The organism is Streptomyces sp. PU-14G, from assembly GCF_041028275.1.
In the GTDB taxonomy this organism is placed as follows: Bacteria; Actinomycetota; Actinomycetes; order Streptomycetales; family Streptomycetaceae; genus Streptomyces.
Genome location: NZ_JASKYT010000149.1, coordinates 1 through 14,466, shown reverse-complemented (window position 1 = coordinate 14,466; position 14,466 = coordinate 1). Strand labels below are relative to the sequence as shown.

At 70.2% G+C, this 14,466-nt stretch carries 15 protein-coding genes and 1 pseudogene; 9 read left to right on the top strand and 7 right to left on the bottom strand.

What is annotated here, in order from left to right; translation table 11 throughout:
* Positions 1-79 precede the first annotated feature (79 nt).
* Complete coding sequence (gene trxA / locus AB8Z75_RS18705) at positions 80-469, top strand: thioredoxin (RefSeq protein ID WP_369203418.1); 390 nt, start codon at positions 80-82, stop codon at positions 467-469.
* A 103-nt stretch (positions 470-572) separates the two neighbouring features.
* On the opposite strand, the gene AB8Z75_RS18700 is transcribed toward trxA, so the two are convergent.
* On the bottom strand, positions 573-2,003 hold the full coding sequence (locus AB8Z75_RS18700; RefSeq protein WP_369203416.1) for an ABC transporter permease: 1,431 nt from the start codon (positions 2,001-2,003) through the stop codon (positions 573-575).
* 158 nt (positions 2,004-2,161) lie between these two features.
* On the opposite strand from AB8Z75_RS18700, the gene AB8Z75_RS18695 reads away from it, so the two are divergent.
* On the top strand, positions 2,162-2,899 hold the full coding sequence (locus AB8Z75_RS18695; RefSeq protein WP_369203414.1) for a TetR/AcrR family transcriptional regulator: 738 nt from the start codon (positions 2,162-2,164) through the stop codon (positions 2,897-2,899).
* 56 nt (positions 2,900-2,955) lie between these two features.
* On the opposite strand, the gene AB8Z75_RS18690 is transcribed toward AB8Z75_RS18695, so the two are convergent.
* The gene (locus tag AB8Z75_RS18690) at positions 2,956-4,032 is read right to left on the bottom strand and encodes an ATP-dependent DNA ligase (protein WP_369203412.1); all 1,077 of its coding nucleotides are present in this window, start codon (positions 4,030-4,032) and stop codon (positions 2,956-2,958) included.
* Between the two features lie 324 nt (positions 4,033-4,356).
* Here AB8Z75_RS18690 and AB8Z75_RS18685 point away from each other — a divergent pair, with 324 nt between their 5' ends.
* From AB8Z75_RS18685 to AB8Z75_RS18675, 3 genes are all read left to right on the top strand, one after another.
* On the top strand, positions 4,357-5,721 hold the full coding sequence (locus tag AB8Z75_RS18685; RefSeq protein WP_369203410.1) for a TrkH family potassium uptake protein: 1,365 nt from the start codon (positions 4,357-4,359) through the stop codon (positions 5,719-5,721).
* Positions 5,714-6,376 (top strand): TrkA family potassium uptake protein, encoded by a 663-nt coding sequence (locus AB8Z75_RS18680; RefSeq protein WP_369203408.1) that lies wholly within the window; start codon positions 5,714-5,716, stop codon positions 6,374-6,376. The genes AB8Z75_RS18685 and AB8Z75_RS18680 overlap by 8 nt, the downstream gene beginning before the upstream one ends.
* Before the next feature lie 62 nt (positions 6,377-6,438).
* Positions 6,439-7,686, top strand: a complete 1,248-nt coding sequence (locus AB8Z75_RS18675; protein ID WP_369203406.1) for a cation:proton antiporter — start codon at positions 6,439-6,441, stop codon at positions 7,684-7,686.
* Positions 7,687-7,958: 272 nt separating this feature from the next.
* Here AB8Z75_RS18675 and AB8Z75_RS18670 read toward each other — a convergent pair whose 3' ends face one another.
* Positions 7,959-8,933 (bottom strand): helix-turn-helix transcriptional regulator, encoded by a 975-nt coding sequence (locus AB8Z75_RS18670; RefSeq protein ID WP_369203404.1) that lies wholly within the window; start codon positions 8,931-8,933, stop codon positions 7,959-7,961.
* An 86-nt stretch (positions 8,934-9,019) separates the two neighbouring features.
* Here AB8Z75_RS18670 and AB8Z75_RS18665 point away from each other — a divergent pair, with 86 nt between their 5' ends.
* Together AB8Z75_RS18665 and AB8Z75_RS18660 are read left to right on the top strand one after the other, a co-directional pair.
* Positions 9,020-9,385, top strand: coding sequence for a VOC family protein (locus tag AB8Z75_RS18665; protein ID WP_369203402.1), 366 nt, complete (start codon positions 9,020-9,022; stop codon positions 9,383-9,385).
* 87 nt (positions 9,386-9,472) lie between these two features.
* Positions 9,473-9,571: pseudogene (locus AB8Z75_RS18660) on the top strand (IS481 family transposase); the annotation flags it as partial.
* Positions 9,572-9,794: 223 nt separating this feature from the next.
* Here the strand turns inward: AB8Z75_RS18660 and AB8Z75_RS18655 are convergent.
* Positions 9,795-10,001, bottom strand: a complete 207-nt coding sequence (locus AB8Z75_RS18655; RefSeq protein ID WP_369203400.1) for a DUF397 domain-containing protein — start codon at positions 9,999-10,001, stop codon at positions 9,795-9,797.
* Positions 9,998-10,795, bottom strand: a complete 798-nt coding sequence (locus tag AB8Z75_RS18650) for a Scr1 family TA system antitoxin-like transcriptional regulator (RefSeq protein ID WP_369203398.1) — start codon at positions 10,793-10,795, stop codon at positions 9,998-10,000. Before AB8Z75_RS18650 ends, AB8Z75_RS18655 begins: the two co-directional genes overlap by 4 nt.
* A 183-nt stretch (positions 10,796-10,978) precedes the next feature.
* Between AB8Z75_RS18650 and AB8Z75_RS18645 the strand changes: the two genes are divergently transcribed.
* Entirely contained in the window at positions 10,979-11,143 is a 165-nt protein-coding gene (locus AB8Z75_RS18645; RefSeq protein ID WP_369203396.1) for a hypothetical protein, read from the top strand.
* A gap of 269 nt (positions 11,144-11,412) precedes the next feature.
* The gene (locus AB8Z75_RS18640; protein WP_369203422.1) at positions 11,413-12,948 is read left to right on the top strand and encodes an ATP-dependent DNA ligase; all 1,536 of its coding nucleotides are present in this window, start codon (positions 11,413-11,415) and stop codon (positions 12,946-12,948) included.
* 30 nt (positions 12,949-12,978) lie between these two features.
* Here AB8Z75_RS18640 and AB8Z75_RS18635 read toward each other — a convergent pair whose 3' ends face one another.
* A complete protein-coding gene (locus tag AB8Z75_RS18635) occupies positions 12,979-13,398 on the bottom strand; it encodes an HIT family protein (RefSeq protein ID WP_369203394.1) in 420 nt (139 codons plus the stop codon).
* A 15-nt stretch (positions 13,399-13,413) separates the two neighbouring features.
* On the bottom strand, positions 13,414-14,199 hold the full coding sequence (locus AB8Z75_RS18630; RefSeq protein WP_369203420.1) for an aldo/keto reductase: 786 nt from the start codon (positions 14,197-14,199) through the stop codon (positions 13,414-13,416).
* Between the last annotated feature and the right edge of the window lie 267 nt (positions 14,200-14,466).

Genomic DNA, 14,466 nt, shown 5'->3' with positions numbered 1-14,466 from the left:
GAATGTGGGGGCCGGCGGAGCTTGTTCCCCGCCAGACCAGGGCGCGGCCCGTCCTGATGCCCCCATCGCAGGAGACAGCATGAGCACCATCGAGCTGACCAAGGACAACTTCGACGAGATCGTCGCAGGGAACGACTTCATCCTGATCGATTTCTGGGCGTCCTGGTGCGGCCCCTGCCGCAGTTTCGCCCCGGTGTACGAGGCCGCCGCCGAGCGCCACTCCGACCTGGCGTTCACCAAGGTGGACACGGAGGCCCAGCAGGAGCTGGCGGCGGCTTTCGAGGTGCAGTCGATCCCGACCCTGGCGATCATCCGCGAGCGCACCCTGATCTTCTCCCAGCCGGGCGCGCTGCCCGAGGCCGCTCTGGAGGACGTGATCGGCCAGGCCCGCGCCCTGGACATGGACGAGGTCCGCAAGTCCGCCGCCGAGGCCCAGCAGGACGGCGGCCCGGAGGGCGGCAACGCCTGAGGGGCCGCCCGGCCCCCCAGGGGCACTCACGGCGGGGCGCCTCGCACGCACACGACGACGGCCGCCCGGGTCCACACCCGGGCGGCCGTCGTGTGCGCCGCGCTCAGCCGTGTACCGACCCCGTACCCGCCGGGACGGGGCGCCGGTCCAGGCGGAAGTCCTGCCGGACGGGGTGGCCGTCGCGGGCCCGTACGCGGGCGACGGCGGCGAGCCGGTCGGGGCTGCTGGCGATGACGTTGACGAACGCGTCGGGCAGGCCGGCCGCGGCGTACTCGCCGTTCTCGTCGGTGATCGCGCGGACCAGCTCCCTGCCGTGGGTGCCGGTGACCGTGATGGCGACGCCCTGCACCACCCGGCCGCCCTCGTCGGTGACCCGCCCGGTCAGGGTGGGCTGCTGCTGGCCCATGCGGTGCATGTGCGGCGGCACGGCGCTGGGCCGGGGCAGCTCGAAGGAAGGGTCCTCGACCGGGGGCTCGGGGGGCGCGACGGCCGCCTGCGGCTCCTCGCCCGCCACCTCGGTCCCGGCGCCGTCGCCGGCCTCCTTGCGGGCCGCGCGCCGCTCCTTCCAGACGCCGAGCGCGAGCAGCGCCGCACCCGCGACGATCCACGCGCACAGCACCAGCACGTGCCGCCACACGTCCTTGCCGTCGAAGTAGAACAGCCCGCGCAGCGCCTCGATGAGGTTGCCCATCGGCATGATCGGGTGGAGCGCCCGGAAGAAGCCCGGCACCATCTGGACGGGTATCGCACCGCCGCTGGAAGGCATGCTCAGCAGGACGAACAGGCCCATGGCCACGCCGGGGAAGAACTGCTTGAAGAACGGCACCAGACCGTAGGAGGTCTGCGCGACCGCCTGGGTCATCAGGAAGATCAGCGGGATGGCCAGCGGCTCGTTCGGGATGACGTCCATACCGCGGGCCACGAAGAAGGCCACGACGCTCTCGACGGCTCCGACGGCCGCGAGCGTGGCCACCTTCTTGCGCCGCCCGAAGGTGGTGGCCCTCAGCAGCATCATCACGCTGATGTACGAGGGGATGGTGCAGGCGAGAACGACGTAGAACAGTCCGGTTCCCATGCCGTCGCCTGGCGCGGTGGGTGCGGCCTCGTGGACCTTGAGCTGGCCGCCGCTCTGCTGGGCGACGGAGGTGAAGGTCTTCTGGAGGACCGACTCCAGCGAGTAGCCGTCGGCCTTGGCTACGTAGAGCTGGGGCTGCTTGGCGTCGGGCACGTATCCGGCGGTCGCCTCGCGGCCTGTGACGGCGTCGTGCGCCGCGTCGGCGTCGGCGACCTGGTGGATGTCGAAGGCACCGGGGCTCTTGTGTTCGAGCGCCTGTTCCAGCTGCGGCGCCGTGGGCCCCGCGACGGCCACGTCCACGTGGTGGGGGACGGGGTTGTGGAAGGGCAGCAGGTAGCAGACGAGGAAGCCGGTGAAGAAGAACGCCGGGAACCAGAGCGTCTCCGCCAGGGTGCGCACGGTCGTGCGAAGCGCCGAGGCGCCGCCTCCGCTCTCCGGTTCCGCCTTGTGTTCCGCCATGGACTGGGGTCCGCCTCCTCGCACGAAAAATATGTGGCATAGCCAACGATTAGCTACGCTAACAGAAAGATGCAGCGCTGCAAAAATGCACTACTGTAGGAAGCGCCACAGGTGAGACCACGGGTGAGAACCGCAACCGGGAGAGCACGGGAGCACAGATGGCCACCGAGACCGCAGAGGCCGCCGAGACTGCGGAGGCCGTAGAGGCCGTAGAGGCCGTAGAGGCCGTAGAGGCCGTAGAGGCCGTAGAGACCGCCGAGACCGCGGAGGCCGTAGAGGCCGCTCACGGCCTCCGGGAGCGGAAGAAGCGGGAGACCCGCTCGGCGCTGCGCGCCGCCGCCGTGGCGATGTACCTGGAACGCGGCCCCGCCGCCGTCACCGTCCACGACATCTGCGAGGCCGCCGGGGTCTCCTCGCGGACCTTCTTCAACTACTTCGAGACCAAGGACGACGCGGTCTTCGACTGGGACAACCGGCTCACCGGCCACCTCGTCGATCTGCTGACCGCACGGCCCGCCGACGAACCGCCCCTGGAAGCGCTGCGCCAGACGCTGCGCACGGCCATCCCCGCGCTGGTCGCCGACTCGGGCTGGCGGGAGCGCCGCAAACTGCTGGGCGCCTACCCCGAACTGGTCCCCAAGCTGGTGCACAGCAACAGCCACATGGCCGAGGCGCTCTCCGACGCCGTCGCCGCCCGTACCGGGCTGCCCTCCGATGCCCTGTATCCGCGCCTCCTGGCGGGCGCGGGAATGACGGTGCTGCGCTCGGCCATCCGCGCCTGGGACCCCGAGTCCAGCGCCGAGGATCTGCTGGCCATGCTCGACTCCTGCTTCGACTCACTCGCGGCCGGGCTGCCCGAGCCCACCGAGGGCGCCCCGGCCCGGTCGGCGCGCTGACCGCGCACCGCCCGCCGCACCCCCGCGCACCCGCGCACCCGCGCACCCGCGGGCCCTCACCGCCCGCCGAGCGCCTGCTCCAGGTCGTAGCGCACGGGCTGCTCCAGCTGCTCGTACGTGCACGAGCCCGGCTCGCGGTCGGGGCGCCAGCGCCGGAAGAGGACCGTGTGGCGGAAGCGCTCGCCCTCCATGTGGTCGTAGGCGACCTCGCACACCCGCTCGGGCCGCAGCGGCACCCAGGACAGATCCTTGGTGCCGCTCCACCGGCTGGGCGCACCCGGCATCCGGCCCTCCGCGTGCGCCGACTCGTCCTCCCACCTGGCCCACGGGTGCGCACCCGGCCGGTCCATCCGCAGCGGCTCCAGCTCCCGCATCAGCTCACGCCTGCGCGCCGCGGGGAACGACGAGGAGGCACCCACGTACTGGAGCGTTCCGGAGGCGTCGTAGAGGCCCAGCAGCAGCGAGCCCAGCGCGTCGGGGCCGCTCTTGTGGGGGCGCAGCCCGGCCGGCACGCAGTCCGCGGTGCGCTCGTGCTTGACCTTGAGCATCACCCGCTCCCCCGGCCTGTACGGCAGCTCGGGCCGCTTGGCCACCACCCCGTCGAGGCCCGCGCCCTCGTAGTGCGCGAACCAGTCCCTGGCCACCGCGCTGTCGTACGTCACCGGCGCCAGGTACAGGGGCGGGCGCACCCCCTTGAGCGCCTTGTGCAGCAGCGCGCGGCGTTCGCTCAGCGGCCTGGGCATCGCGTCGGTGTCGTCGAGAGCGAGCAGGTCGAAGGCGACGAAGGAGACGGGCGTCTGCTCCGCCAGCAGCCGCACCCGGGAGGCCGCCGGATGGATGCGCTGCTGGAGCGCCTCGAAGTCCAGCCGGCCGCCGAGCGGCAGCACGATCTCGCCGTCCAGCACGCAGCGGCGCGGCGCCCGCTCCCGCACCCCCTCGACCAGCTCGGGAAAGTAGCGCACCAGCGACTTGCCGGTACGGCTGATCAGCTCGACCTCGTCACCGTCCCGGAAGACCAGGCAGCGGAACCCGTCCCACTTGGCCTCGTACTGCATGCCCTCCGTCGCCTCGGGGATCGAGGCGACGGGCTTGGCGAGCATGGGCTTCACGGGAGGCAGGACAGGGAGCCGCATGGCCCCGATTGTCCATGGCAGAAGCGAACCGCGCTCGCTGGGTGCCCCCGGTGACCCCTGCCGGCGCCCACGGGGACAGACGGTGCAGCGACCGAACGCCGCGCACGTACAACGGCTTGCCCGCTTGCCCGGCACAGCCGGACGCCGGCGGCCTGCTCCGGGTCGGCCACCCGCCGGTCGCCCCTTTGCCGGTCGCCCCTTTGCCGGTTCACCCCACCTCACGGGGATACTGCAGGTGGCCGGAAACGCGCGGGTGTTCTTCCAGAGGTGGTGGTCAGTCCCGCTCAGAGGCCGTGATCCGAGCTTCTGGGAGAGGAGTGCAGCGTGAAGGCGGTATCGAGGCGTCCCAGGGCGGCCTCGGCAGCCGGTCTCGGCCATCCGGCGCGGGTCGTCGCCGGCGGGTTCGCCGCGGCGGTGCTGGTCGGCGCCGTGCTGTTGTCGCTGCCCGCGGCGACGCGGTCCGGACAGCGGGCTGGTGTGCTGGATGCCGTCTTCACTGCGACGTCGTCCGTTTGTGTGACCGGGTTGATCACCGTGGACACCGGCCAGTACTGGTCGGTCTTCGGGCAGGTCGTCATCCTTGGCCTGATTCAGGCGGGCGGTTTGGGCATCATGGTTCTGGCGACGCTGTTCGCGGTGCTGGTCGCCCGGCGGCTGGGGTTGCGGGCCCGGCTGCTGGCCCAGGCGGAGACGAAAGCGCTGAGCCTCAAGGATGTGCGGCGGGTCATCCGCAACATCGTCTTCTTCAGCTTCGTCAGCGAGGCTGCCGTGGCCGCGGTGCTCACCGGCGTCTTCTTCGTTCGATACGACCAGACGTTCGACAGTGCGGTGTTCGACGGCATCTTCCATGCCGTCTCGGCCTTCAACAACGCCGGTTTCTCGCCCCATTCCGACAGCTTGATGGGGTATGTCACCGACCCGTGGGTGTGCCTGCCGATAGCCGCCGCGGTGATCGTGGGCGGCCTTGGCTTCCCCGTGGTCTTCGAGCTGGGGCGACTGTGGCGGCGTCCACGTCAGTGGTCTGTCCTGACCCGGCTCACCGTCGTTCTGACCGCCTCCCTGCTCGCCCTGGGCACGCTCGCTCTCACTCTCGCCGAGTACGACAACCCCCGGACCCTGGGTTCACTGGATGAGGACGACAAATGGCTGGCGGGGTTCTTCGCGTCCGTCATGGCGCGCACCGCGGGCTTCAACAGCATCGACACCTCGGCCCAGCATCCGGAAGGGCTGATGGTGACGGACATCCTGATGTTCATCGGCGGCGGCAGCGCCGGCACCGCGGGCGGCATCAAGGTGACCACTTTCGGCTTGCTGGCTTTCGTCGTCTGGGCCGAGATGCGCGGTGAGCCGTCGGTCAACGTCGGCCGCCGCCAGGTACCCAGCGCCAATCAGCGGCAGGCGCTGGGCGTGGCCCTGCTGGGCGTCGGCGCGGTGATGGCGTCCACCTTCACTCTCCTGGCGCTGTCGCCCTATAGCCTTGATCGCGTGCTCTTCGAAGCAGTCTCGGCTTTCGGCACGGTCGGACTGTCGACGGGCATCACCGCTGATCTGCCCTCACCCGGGAAAGTCGTGCTCATCGTGTTGATGTTTCTGGGCCGTATCGGTCCGCTGACGCTGGCCTCGGCGCTGGCCCTGCGGCCCCGAGCCCGCCGTTTCGAGCTGCCGGAGGAGAGGACCATCGTTGGCTGACACGAGACACGACCCCGTGGTGGTCATCGGGCTGGGCCGGTTCGGCAGCGCCCTGGCTTTGGAGCTGACCGCCCGCGGCACGGAGGTCCTCGCCGTGGACTCCAGGGCGAAGACGGTGCAGGCCCTGTCCGGGCAGCTCACCCACTGCGTGACCGCCGACTGCACGGACGTGGAGGCACTGCATCAGCTCGGGGTGCCGGAGTTCTCCCGCGCGGTGGTCGGCATAGGCACGGACATCGAGTCCAGCATCCTGGTGACCTCGCTGCTCTCGGAGCTGGAGATCGAGACGATCTGGGCCAAGGCCATCACCCGCCAGCACGGCCGCATCCTGGAACGGATCGGTGCCCACCATGTGGTCTTCCCGGAACACGACATGGGAGAGCGCGTCGCCCACCTCGTCTCCAGCAGCATGCTCGACTACGTCGAACTCGACGAGGACCACGCTCTGATCAAAACCAACCCGCCCCAGCGGTACGTCGGTGTGCCACTGCGTGAGACGCGGCCACGCAGCCGCTCCGGCGTCACGATCGTGGCCGTGCAGCCCCACAACGGCGAGCTGACACACGCCAGTGCCGACACCGTCCTCAACTACGGAGACGCCGTCTTCGTCCTCGGCCGCATCCAGGACGTCGAACGCTTCGCCGAGAGCACCTGAGCCGCCCGGTACCCTCACCCGGTCGGATCTTTGCGCGAACTTGAGCGTGTGGGGGTTGCCTGTTGGTACTCGTCCTTGTCTTCGGGGTGGCGCTGCTGGTCGCCGTGCTGCTGTCGGGGCTGGCGGCGCGCTCGGTGCTGTCGACCTCGCTGTTGTTCCTGGCCGGCGGGGCGCTGGTCGGCGACGGAGTGCTCGGGCTGATCCATATCGAGCCCGAGAGCGACATTGTCCGTGTCACGGCCGACCTGGCGCTCTTCGCCGTGCTGTTCACCGACGGCATGCACGTGCGCTTCTCCGACCTGCGGGAGCGCTGGCGGAGCCCGGCCCGCGCACTCGGCCTCGGCATGCCCCTGGCCTTTTTGGGCATCGCGCTGCTCACCCACTATCTCGTCGGCTTCGACTGGATCACCTCCTTCCTCGTCGGCGCCGTGCTCTCACCGACCGACCCGGTCTTCGCCTCCGCCATCGTCGGCCGCCAGCAGGTGCCCGCCCGACTCCGGCAGCTCCTGAACGTCGAAAGCGGTGTCAACGACGGCCTGGCCCTGCCCTTCGTACTGGTCTTCCTGGCCGCCGCCGCGCCCAGTGGCCACAGCGAGGACGCCTCCATTGGCACCATCGCCGTCGAACTCGCGCTCGGCGTCGCCTTCGGTGTCGCCGCCCCGCTGATCGTCAACGGGCTGGTGCGTTTCCGGATACTCGGAGCCGAGCCCAAGCTGCAACCACTCGGGCCGCTGGCCGTCGGCGTGATCCTCTACGCCGCATGCGCGCTGACCCACGCCAACTCCTACCTCGCCGCCTTCAGCGCCGGCTCCGTCCTCGCGGCCACCTCGCCCGAAGCCAAGGAGAGCTTCGAGCCACTGGGCGACTCGCTGGCGGAACTGGCCAAATTCGCCGCCCTCCTCGTCTTCGGCGCCCTGTTGACCGGACACCTGTTCAGCGACCTGTCCCTCGGCGGCTATGCCGTCGCCGTCCTGGCGATCGTCCTGATCCGTCCGGCCTCCCTGCTCCTGTCGCTCATCGGCACGCCCTTCGACCGACGCGAGAAGCTGACGGCGGCGTGGTTCGGCCCCAAGGGCTTCGCCTCCGTCGTCTACGGACTCCTCGTCCTCCAGGCAGGCATCCCCCGAGGCGAGGAAGCCTTCACCCTCATCGCCGTCACCATCGCCTTCTCCATCGTCGCCCACAGCAGCAGCGACGTGCCCATCGCCCGCCTCTTCGACGTCGAGGAACTCGCCGGCATCCCCGACGACGAACGCGGCCCCCGCCGGCCCTTCGGCAAGGCGAGGAAGAAACCGAAAACCCGCGAGTGACCTGGCCTGGGGCCAAGCGGGCGGAACAGCCGGTCAGCCTCGGGAAGAACCTGGAAGGGTCCTACCCGGTGACCGACACCGGCGACCTGCCCTCAGACTGGCGGACGGTGGCCTCTCCGGGCGCCGTGACCGGCAAGGAAATGTGTATGCGGGGATAGTTGGCGCTGATGAACCGCATCAGTTCCGTCCAGTGCGGGGGGGAATTCCGGCGGCCTCGGAGCCCCGGCTGGGGCGGGAGCCCGTACCGGTCTTGCCACGGGTCCCCTCGGCAGTCACGAGGCCGGGGTTGAGTGCCTTTCAACCAGGTCTCTGGCGAGCTGGCTGATGCGTTCGCGGGCTGTCTTTGGGGTGAGTATCTCGATGTGGTCGCCGAACTGGAGGAGCTGCCGCACCGACTCGATGTCGGGGTAGCGGACGACGACGGTGCACCAGCCGTTTTCCGCGTCGGAGACGTCGTGGATGCGGTTGCCGAGGATGCGCCGCGCCAGGTCGAGTCCATTTTCTGGCAGGCGGACGGTCACGCTCACGCGACCTTGCCCCTCGGTGCGTTCCTTCAACGCGGCCCATCTGGTGCGGAGAGTTTCGCTTGGTCGGAGAGCAGCCGGCGCGTCGAGTTGTTCGTAGGACGAGAGTCGTTCCAGAGCGAACAGCCGACCGTTCCCCTGGTCATCGGCGATGAGATACCAGCGACCGGCTTTCGCGACGATCCCGTACGGGTCGACCACCCGCGTTGAGGCCTGATCCTCGGCGCTGCGCCGGTATTGGATTCGCAGCCGGCGGCGGTGTCGCAGTGCCGAGGCCAGATCCGATACGTCGACCCCTGCCTCTGAGTCAGCAAACCACGCGGTGCTGTCTACCAGTACCAGGTCCGCCAGTTGCAGCAGGCTCGGCGATCCAGGTGCTGCAGCCTGCCGAGCGGCGATCTTGCGCGCGGCCGACTCCCACACCGCAGACAGACCCATACGCTCAAGTTGCGCGCTGTCCAAACCGGCTACGGAGAGTGCCTCCAGCTCTGACGGTTCCAGATGCGATGCGTTGAGCCGTGCACTGGGGAGCAAGACGATCCCGCCGTTCCGCCCGCGTTCGGCATAGACAGGCACACCTGCTGCCGAGAGCGCCTCGACATCCCGCAGCACGGTCCGCCGAGACACTTCCAGACGTCCGGCGAGCTCGGTGGTGGTGATGCGCTGACGGGTCTGCAGGACCAGCAAGAGATGCAACAGCCTCGAAGCCTTCACACCGACCATCCTTTGCAGAAAAGGTGACAGGCTCTGTCGCGATCCGGCGGTCAACTGGAGCAGTACCGGGAATTCAACGATCCGAGGAGCGCACTGTGCCCGCACCCAACCTGTTCCTGATCGGCGTCCGCGACGCCGAGACCGCTACCGCCTTCTACAGCGACCTGTTCGAGATCGAACCGACCTTCACCAGTCCCCACTACGTGGCTTTCGAGGTAGCCCCCGGCGTCCTGTTCGCGCTGTGGACCGGCTACAGCGAGCACGCGGTACCGAGCACCCCTCGATCGAGCGAAGTCGGACTGATGGTCCCAGGAGGAGCGACCGCGATTGACGAGATCTTCACGAGCTGGGTCTCGAAGGGGGTCCATGTCGCGGAGGAGCCACACGACGCTGTCTTCGGTCGCACGTTCGTCATCACGGACCCCGACGGCAACCTCATCCGGGTCTCCCCGGTGGACTGATCTTCACGCCCTCTCCCCACGCTTCCAGTTGTCGAAGGGCCGCCCGCACCCGATGGTCGGCCCTTCAGGCTCTCCAGGAGCTCGAACATGTCCCATCCGAACGCCCTCCTCACCCCGCGCCACCGTCTGAAAGTCGCACGACTCGTCGTTGACGACGGCCGGCCGATCAGCGGAGTCGCGGTCCGGCACCCAGGTCTGCCCCAGGGCCTCTCGTTCGGATCTTGCTGGGCTCGCGGGCCCCGGCACAAGCAGCCCGACCGTCACCTCGCGGGCGAAGGCCGGGCCGGAGTTGCTCGTGAAGAACTGTCGCGGCGGTTCAATCGCGACCAACTGGCCACCGCGTGGCCATGAACCTTCGGAATTGGCCACGCGCGCGGGAAACCCACAGGGCCGCAAGTAGCAACCAGGTTCAGGACTTGAGCCCGGCCACGAAGGCCGTCCACGCGGCCGGCGAGAACGCGAGCGGCCTGCGGGCGGTGTCCTTGGAGTCACGGACGGGGACGGCTCCGGCGCCGGACGCGAGCCGCGGGGCCCACTCGACGCAGTTGCCGCCCTGTCCGCCGCTGTACGTGCTCTTGACCCAATCGGCGGGGCGGCTGATGGAGGTGCTGCTCATCGGGTGTGCTCTCCCATCACACTGTGAATCAAGCTGAGTGACTGTGCCGGTGATAGCGCGTCCGCGCGTAACCGGTCAAACAAGTTACGGGCGTCATCCACCCGTTCCGGAGAGTCAATCACGCGCCCGAGCCCTTGTCCCTCCGAGTACAGCACCGACGGCTGACCTATGGCCCTGGGAAACCTCAGCAGCGTGAACGGTGACTCGGCTGGGGGCGCACCGGACGCGAACGGCAACACCTGCACCGTGACAGCGGGACGCTCCGCCACGAGGGTGAGGTACCGGAGTTGAGCGCGCATCACCTCGGGCCCGCCAACTTGCCGCCGCAGGCACGCCTCGTCCAGGACCAGCCAGAGCAGCGGCGGCTGGTCCTGCTCGTGCAGCTTGACGCGTTCCATCCGCAAGTCGACCTTCGCTGCGGTCTGTTCGGGAGTGTCGAGCGGCTGCCCGGACCTGAGCAGTGCCCGCGCGTACTCCCGTGTCTGCGCTCCGCCGAAGACGAGGTTGGTGCTGTAGTCGCAGATGCCTGAGGCCTGGCGCTCCAGTTCGACGAAGGGGGCGAACCAGTCGGGGTGGTCGACGTTCATGAGCCGTCGCAGCGACTCGGCGAACAGGCCCCCGGTGCCGAACGCCCGGTCGCAGCCCTCCGCGAACTTCATCGAGGGGATGATCGTCCCCTTCTCGACTTTGCTGACGTAGCCCTCGGAGTATCCGGTGGCGGTCCCGAGGTGTTTCTGGGTGAGCCCTCTGGCGAGGCGGACGCGCTTCACGTCCTCGCCGAACGAGCGAGGCACGCCGCCGTTCAAGTCCGGCGCGGTCTTCCGCTTTCGCCCCACTTCCGACCAGCCCCTTTCATCTCCCCTGCGACGCAGGGCCGTTGACGCCCCACTTGCCGGGTGGCATTCAAGCGGCGCCATCGTAGCCCGGTCCGTGTTGGTCTGACCACACGGAGTAGCCGTCATGATCAGGTGGGATCGATGGAGCAAACAGAGGCTCGTCCCTGCGAGGACTGCCAGTGGTTTCGGACGCAGATCAACCGGGCCTACGGCGACGAGCGGGGCAAGGCGGATCTTGAGGCGTTGTACGGGGCGCACCTGCGGGCCAAGCACGGTGACGGCACACGCCGCCTGAGGGCGGTGTGACCATGTGGAGCGTGGGCCGGCGAGCTCGTGACAGGAAGTCGGGGAAGGACGGCGAGATCATCCAGGTGACCCTTCCGTCGCCCGTGATCTACCGGCTCAGGCTGGACGACCCTCCGGGGGTCGTCGTCTACAGGTACGGCGACCAGTTGCTTCCGCTGAGCCCCCGTGGGGAGCTCAGCGCGTCCCACCGGACGCAGTGGAAGTCCGCTGGTGCCGCGTCCGCGCCCGCCGAGGGGGCGGGCGCGGGGCGCATGGGCGACGATGGGGCCATGCTGCTGGCAGACATCGCACAGACGTCCGCCCGGATCACCGGGGCGTCCGGCCGCAACGAGAAGGTGGCGCTGCTCGCCGAGCTGTTCGGGCGCACCGGACCCGACGAGGTGCCCGTCGTGGTCACCTACCTCGCCGGGCGCCTCCCCCAGCGCCGCACCGGCGTGGGCTGGAGCACCCTGCGCGAGCTGCCGCCGCCCGCCGCGCGGCCCGCGCTGACCATCGCCGATACGGACGCGGCCTTCGCCGCACTGGCCCGGGTGAGCGGCAAGGGCGCACAGGCCGCGCGCAAACAGCGGCTGGACGCGCTGATGGCGCGGGCCACCGCCGACGAGCAGCACTTCCTGGTCCGGCTGATCGGCGGCGAGCTGCGGCAGGGCGCGCTGGACGCCTTCGCTGTCGAGGGGCTGGCCGCGGCCATCGGCGCGGACCCCGGCGAGGTGCGCCGCGCGGTGATGCTCGGCGGCTCGCTCGGCGCGGTCGCGCAGGCGCTGCTGGCCGAGGGGCCAGAGGCGCTGTCGCGGTTCCGTCTCGAGGTGGGCAGGCCGGTGCTGCCCATGCTGGCGCACACGGCGCGGAGCGTGGACGAGGCCCTCGACAAGCTGGGGCCCTGCGCGGTCGAGGAGAAGCTGGACGGCATCCGGGTACAGGTGCACAAGGACGGCGATCTGGTGCGCGTCTACACCCGCACCCTGGAGGAGATCACCGACCGGCTGCCGGAGGCCGCCGAGGTCGCCCGGCAGGCCGACGCCGAACAGGCGGTGCTCGACGGCGAGGTGATCGCCCTGGCGGAGGACGGCTGGCCGCGTCCCTTCCAGGAGGTCTCGGGGCGTGTCGCCTCCCGGCTCGACGTGGTGGGGGCCAGCAGCGAACTGCCGCTGCACCCGGTCTTCTTCGACGTTCTCTTCCTGGACGGCGAGGACCTGCTGGAGCGGCCGTCGGTGCAGCGGCACGCCGCGCTCGCCCGGGTACTGCCCGAGGAGCGGCGGGTGCGGCGGGTGCCGGTGCCGGACCCGCAGGACGAGCAGGCACGGGAGGCCGTGCGGGGGTTCGCCGAGCAGGTGCTGGCCCGCGGCCACGAGGGCGTGGTCGTCAAGGCGCTGGACGCCGGCTACTCCGCCGGGCGGCGCGGGGCCTCCTGGCTGAAGGTCAAGCCGGTGCACACCCTCGATCTGGTGGTGCTCGGCGCCGAATGGGGGCACGGGCGGCGTGCGGGCAAGCTGTCGAACCTGCACCTGGGGGCGCGCCGCGAGGACGGCACCTTCGCCATGCTCGGCAAGACCTTCAAGGGCCTGACCGACGCGCTGCTGGCCTGGCAGACCACGCGCTTGGGGGAGCTGGCCGTCGAGGACGCCTCCTGGGGCGTCGTGGTCAGGCCCGAGCAGGTGGTGGAGATCGCGTTCGACGGGGTGCAGCGCTCCACCCGCTACCCGGAGGGCGTCACGCTGCGGTTCGCGCGGGTGGTGCGCTACCGGGAGGACAAGCGGCCCGAGGAGGCCGACACCGTGGCGGCGGTCACGGCGATGCTCCGCTGAGACGGCGCGCGGGCGGCACCGCCGTACCGCTCACACCTCCGCCCGGACGCGGGCCGCGATCCGGCGGGCCTCCGTCTCGTCGGAGTAGTGGTGGCGCGGCCAGAAGAAGCCGCGCAGGCCGTCCTTGCGGCGGCGCGGCACCACGTGGGTGTGGAAGTGGGGCACCGACTGGCTGACCCGGTTGTTCTGCGCCACGAAGGTGCCGTCGGCCTCCATGCCCCGCTCGACGGCGCCCGCGACCCGGCGTACGGCGGTGAAGTAGGGCCCGACCGATTCCTCGGCCAGGTCGGTCAGTGTCTCCACGTGGGCACGCGGGACGACCAGGGTGTGACCGGGGAAGAGCGGTCGTTGGTCGAGGAAGGCGACGGCGGCACCGTCCTCGTGGATGCGGTGGGCGGGCAGCTCACCGGCGACGATCTGGCAGAACACGCACTCCGCTGCGGTGGCCATGGCGGTGCCGCCCGGTCAGCTCAGGGTGCGGGGGTCGGGGCCGACGCGGGTGCCGGTCTCCAGGCGCTGGATCTCCCGCAGGTCGTCGCCGTCGAGTTCGAAGTCGAAGACGTCGAGGTTCTCCCGGATGCGGGAGGGTGTCACGGACTTCGGGATGACGACGTTGCCCAACTGGATGTGCCAGCGCAGCACCACCTGGGCGGGGGTCTTGCCGTGCTTGGCGGCGGCCCTGCGTACGGCGGGGTCGTCCAGGACGCCGTTGCCGCGGCCCAGCGGCGACCACGCCTCGGTGAGCACACCGTGCTCGGCGTCGAAGGCGCGCAGCTCCGGCTGCTGGAGGCGGGGGTGCAGCTCGATCTGGTTGACGGCGGGCACCACACCGGTCTCCTCGAACAACCGTGCGAGGTGCTCCGGCTCGAAGTTGGAGACGCCGATGGCCTTGGCCCGCCCGCTCTCGTGGATCTCGGCCAGCGCCCGCCAGGTCTGCACGTACAGGTCCTGGGAGGGCACCGGCCAGTGGATCAGGTACAGGTCGACGTAGTCGAGACCGAGCCTCTCCAGGGAATCGTCGAAAGCGCGCAGCGCGACGTCGTGGCCATGGTCGGTGTTCCACAGCTTGGTCGTGACGAACAGTTCCTCGCGCGGGATACCGGACTCGCGCAGCGCCTTGCCCGTGCCGCCCTCGTTGCCGTAGAGGGCGGCGGTGTCGACACTGCGGTAACCCGCCGCCAGGGCCGCGGAGACCGTCTCCTTGGCCTCGTCGTCCGGCACCTGGTAGACGCCGAACCCCAGCTGCGGCATCTCGGTGCCGCTGTTCAGCAGGACGGTGGGGACGTGTGCGGTGTTCACGGTGCGACCTCGGCTCTCGCTCTGGGTTCCGGCGGCGTGGGCGGGCCGGGTTGCCCGGCCCGCCGCGATCCATTCACGCACACGCCACCTCCTTCCGCGCCTCATCTCTCGTCCGGACACGCCCCGGACACGCCCGGAGAACCCCCGCCCGCACCGGCCCGGGGGCGGCCGTCCCCTGCCGGCTGTCCGGAGGTCCTGGAGGTCCCCTCGGAAACGACC

Excerpts from the sequence above, each read along its gene's own strand:
- trxA (WP_369203418.1), top strand. The coding sequence starts at position 80 with ATGAGCACCATCGAGCTGACCAAGGACAACTTCGACGAGATCGTCGCA.
- AB8Z75_RS18700 (WP_369203416.1), bottom strand. The coding sequence starts at position 2,003 with ATGGCGGAACACAAGGCGGAACCGGAGAGCGGAGGCGGCGCCTCGGCG.
- AB8Z75_RS18695 (WP_369203414.1), top strand. The coding sequence starts at position 2,162 with ATGGCCACCGAGACCGCAGAGGCCGCCGAGACTGCGGAGGCCGTAGAG.
- AB8Z75_RS18690 (WP_369203412.1), bottom strand. The coding sequence starts at position 4,032 with ATGCGGCTCCCTGTCCTGCCTCCCGTGAAGCCCATGCTCGCCAAGCCC.
- AB8Z75_RS18670 (WP_369203404.1), bottom strand. The coding sequence starts at position 8,933 with ATGGTCGGTGTGAAGGCTTCGAGGCTGTTGCATCTCTTGCTGGTCCTG.
- AB8Z75_RS18655 (WP_369203400.1), bottom strand. The coding sequence starts at position 10,001 with ATGAGCAGCACCTCCATCAGCCGCCCCGCCGATTGGGTCAAGAGCACG.
- AB8Z75_RS18645 (WP_369203396.1), top strand. The coding sequence starts at position 10,979 with ATGGAGCAAACAGAGGCTCGTCCCTGCGAGGACTGCCAGTGGTTTCGG.
- AB8Z75_RS18640 (WP_369203422.1), top strand. The coding sequence starts at position 11,413 with ATGCTGCTGGCAGACATCGCACAGACGTCCGCCCGGATCACCGGGGCG.
- AB8Z75_RS18635 (WP_369203394.1), bottom strand. The coding sequence starts at position 13,398 with ATGGCCACCGCAGCGGAGTGCGTGTTCTGCCAGATCGTCGCCGGTGAG.
- AB8Z75_RS18630 (WP_369203420.1), bottom strand. The coding sequence starts at position 14,199 with ATGCCGCAGCTGGGGTTCGGCGTCTACCAGGTGCCGGACGACGAGGCC.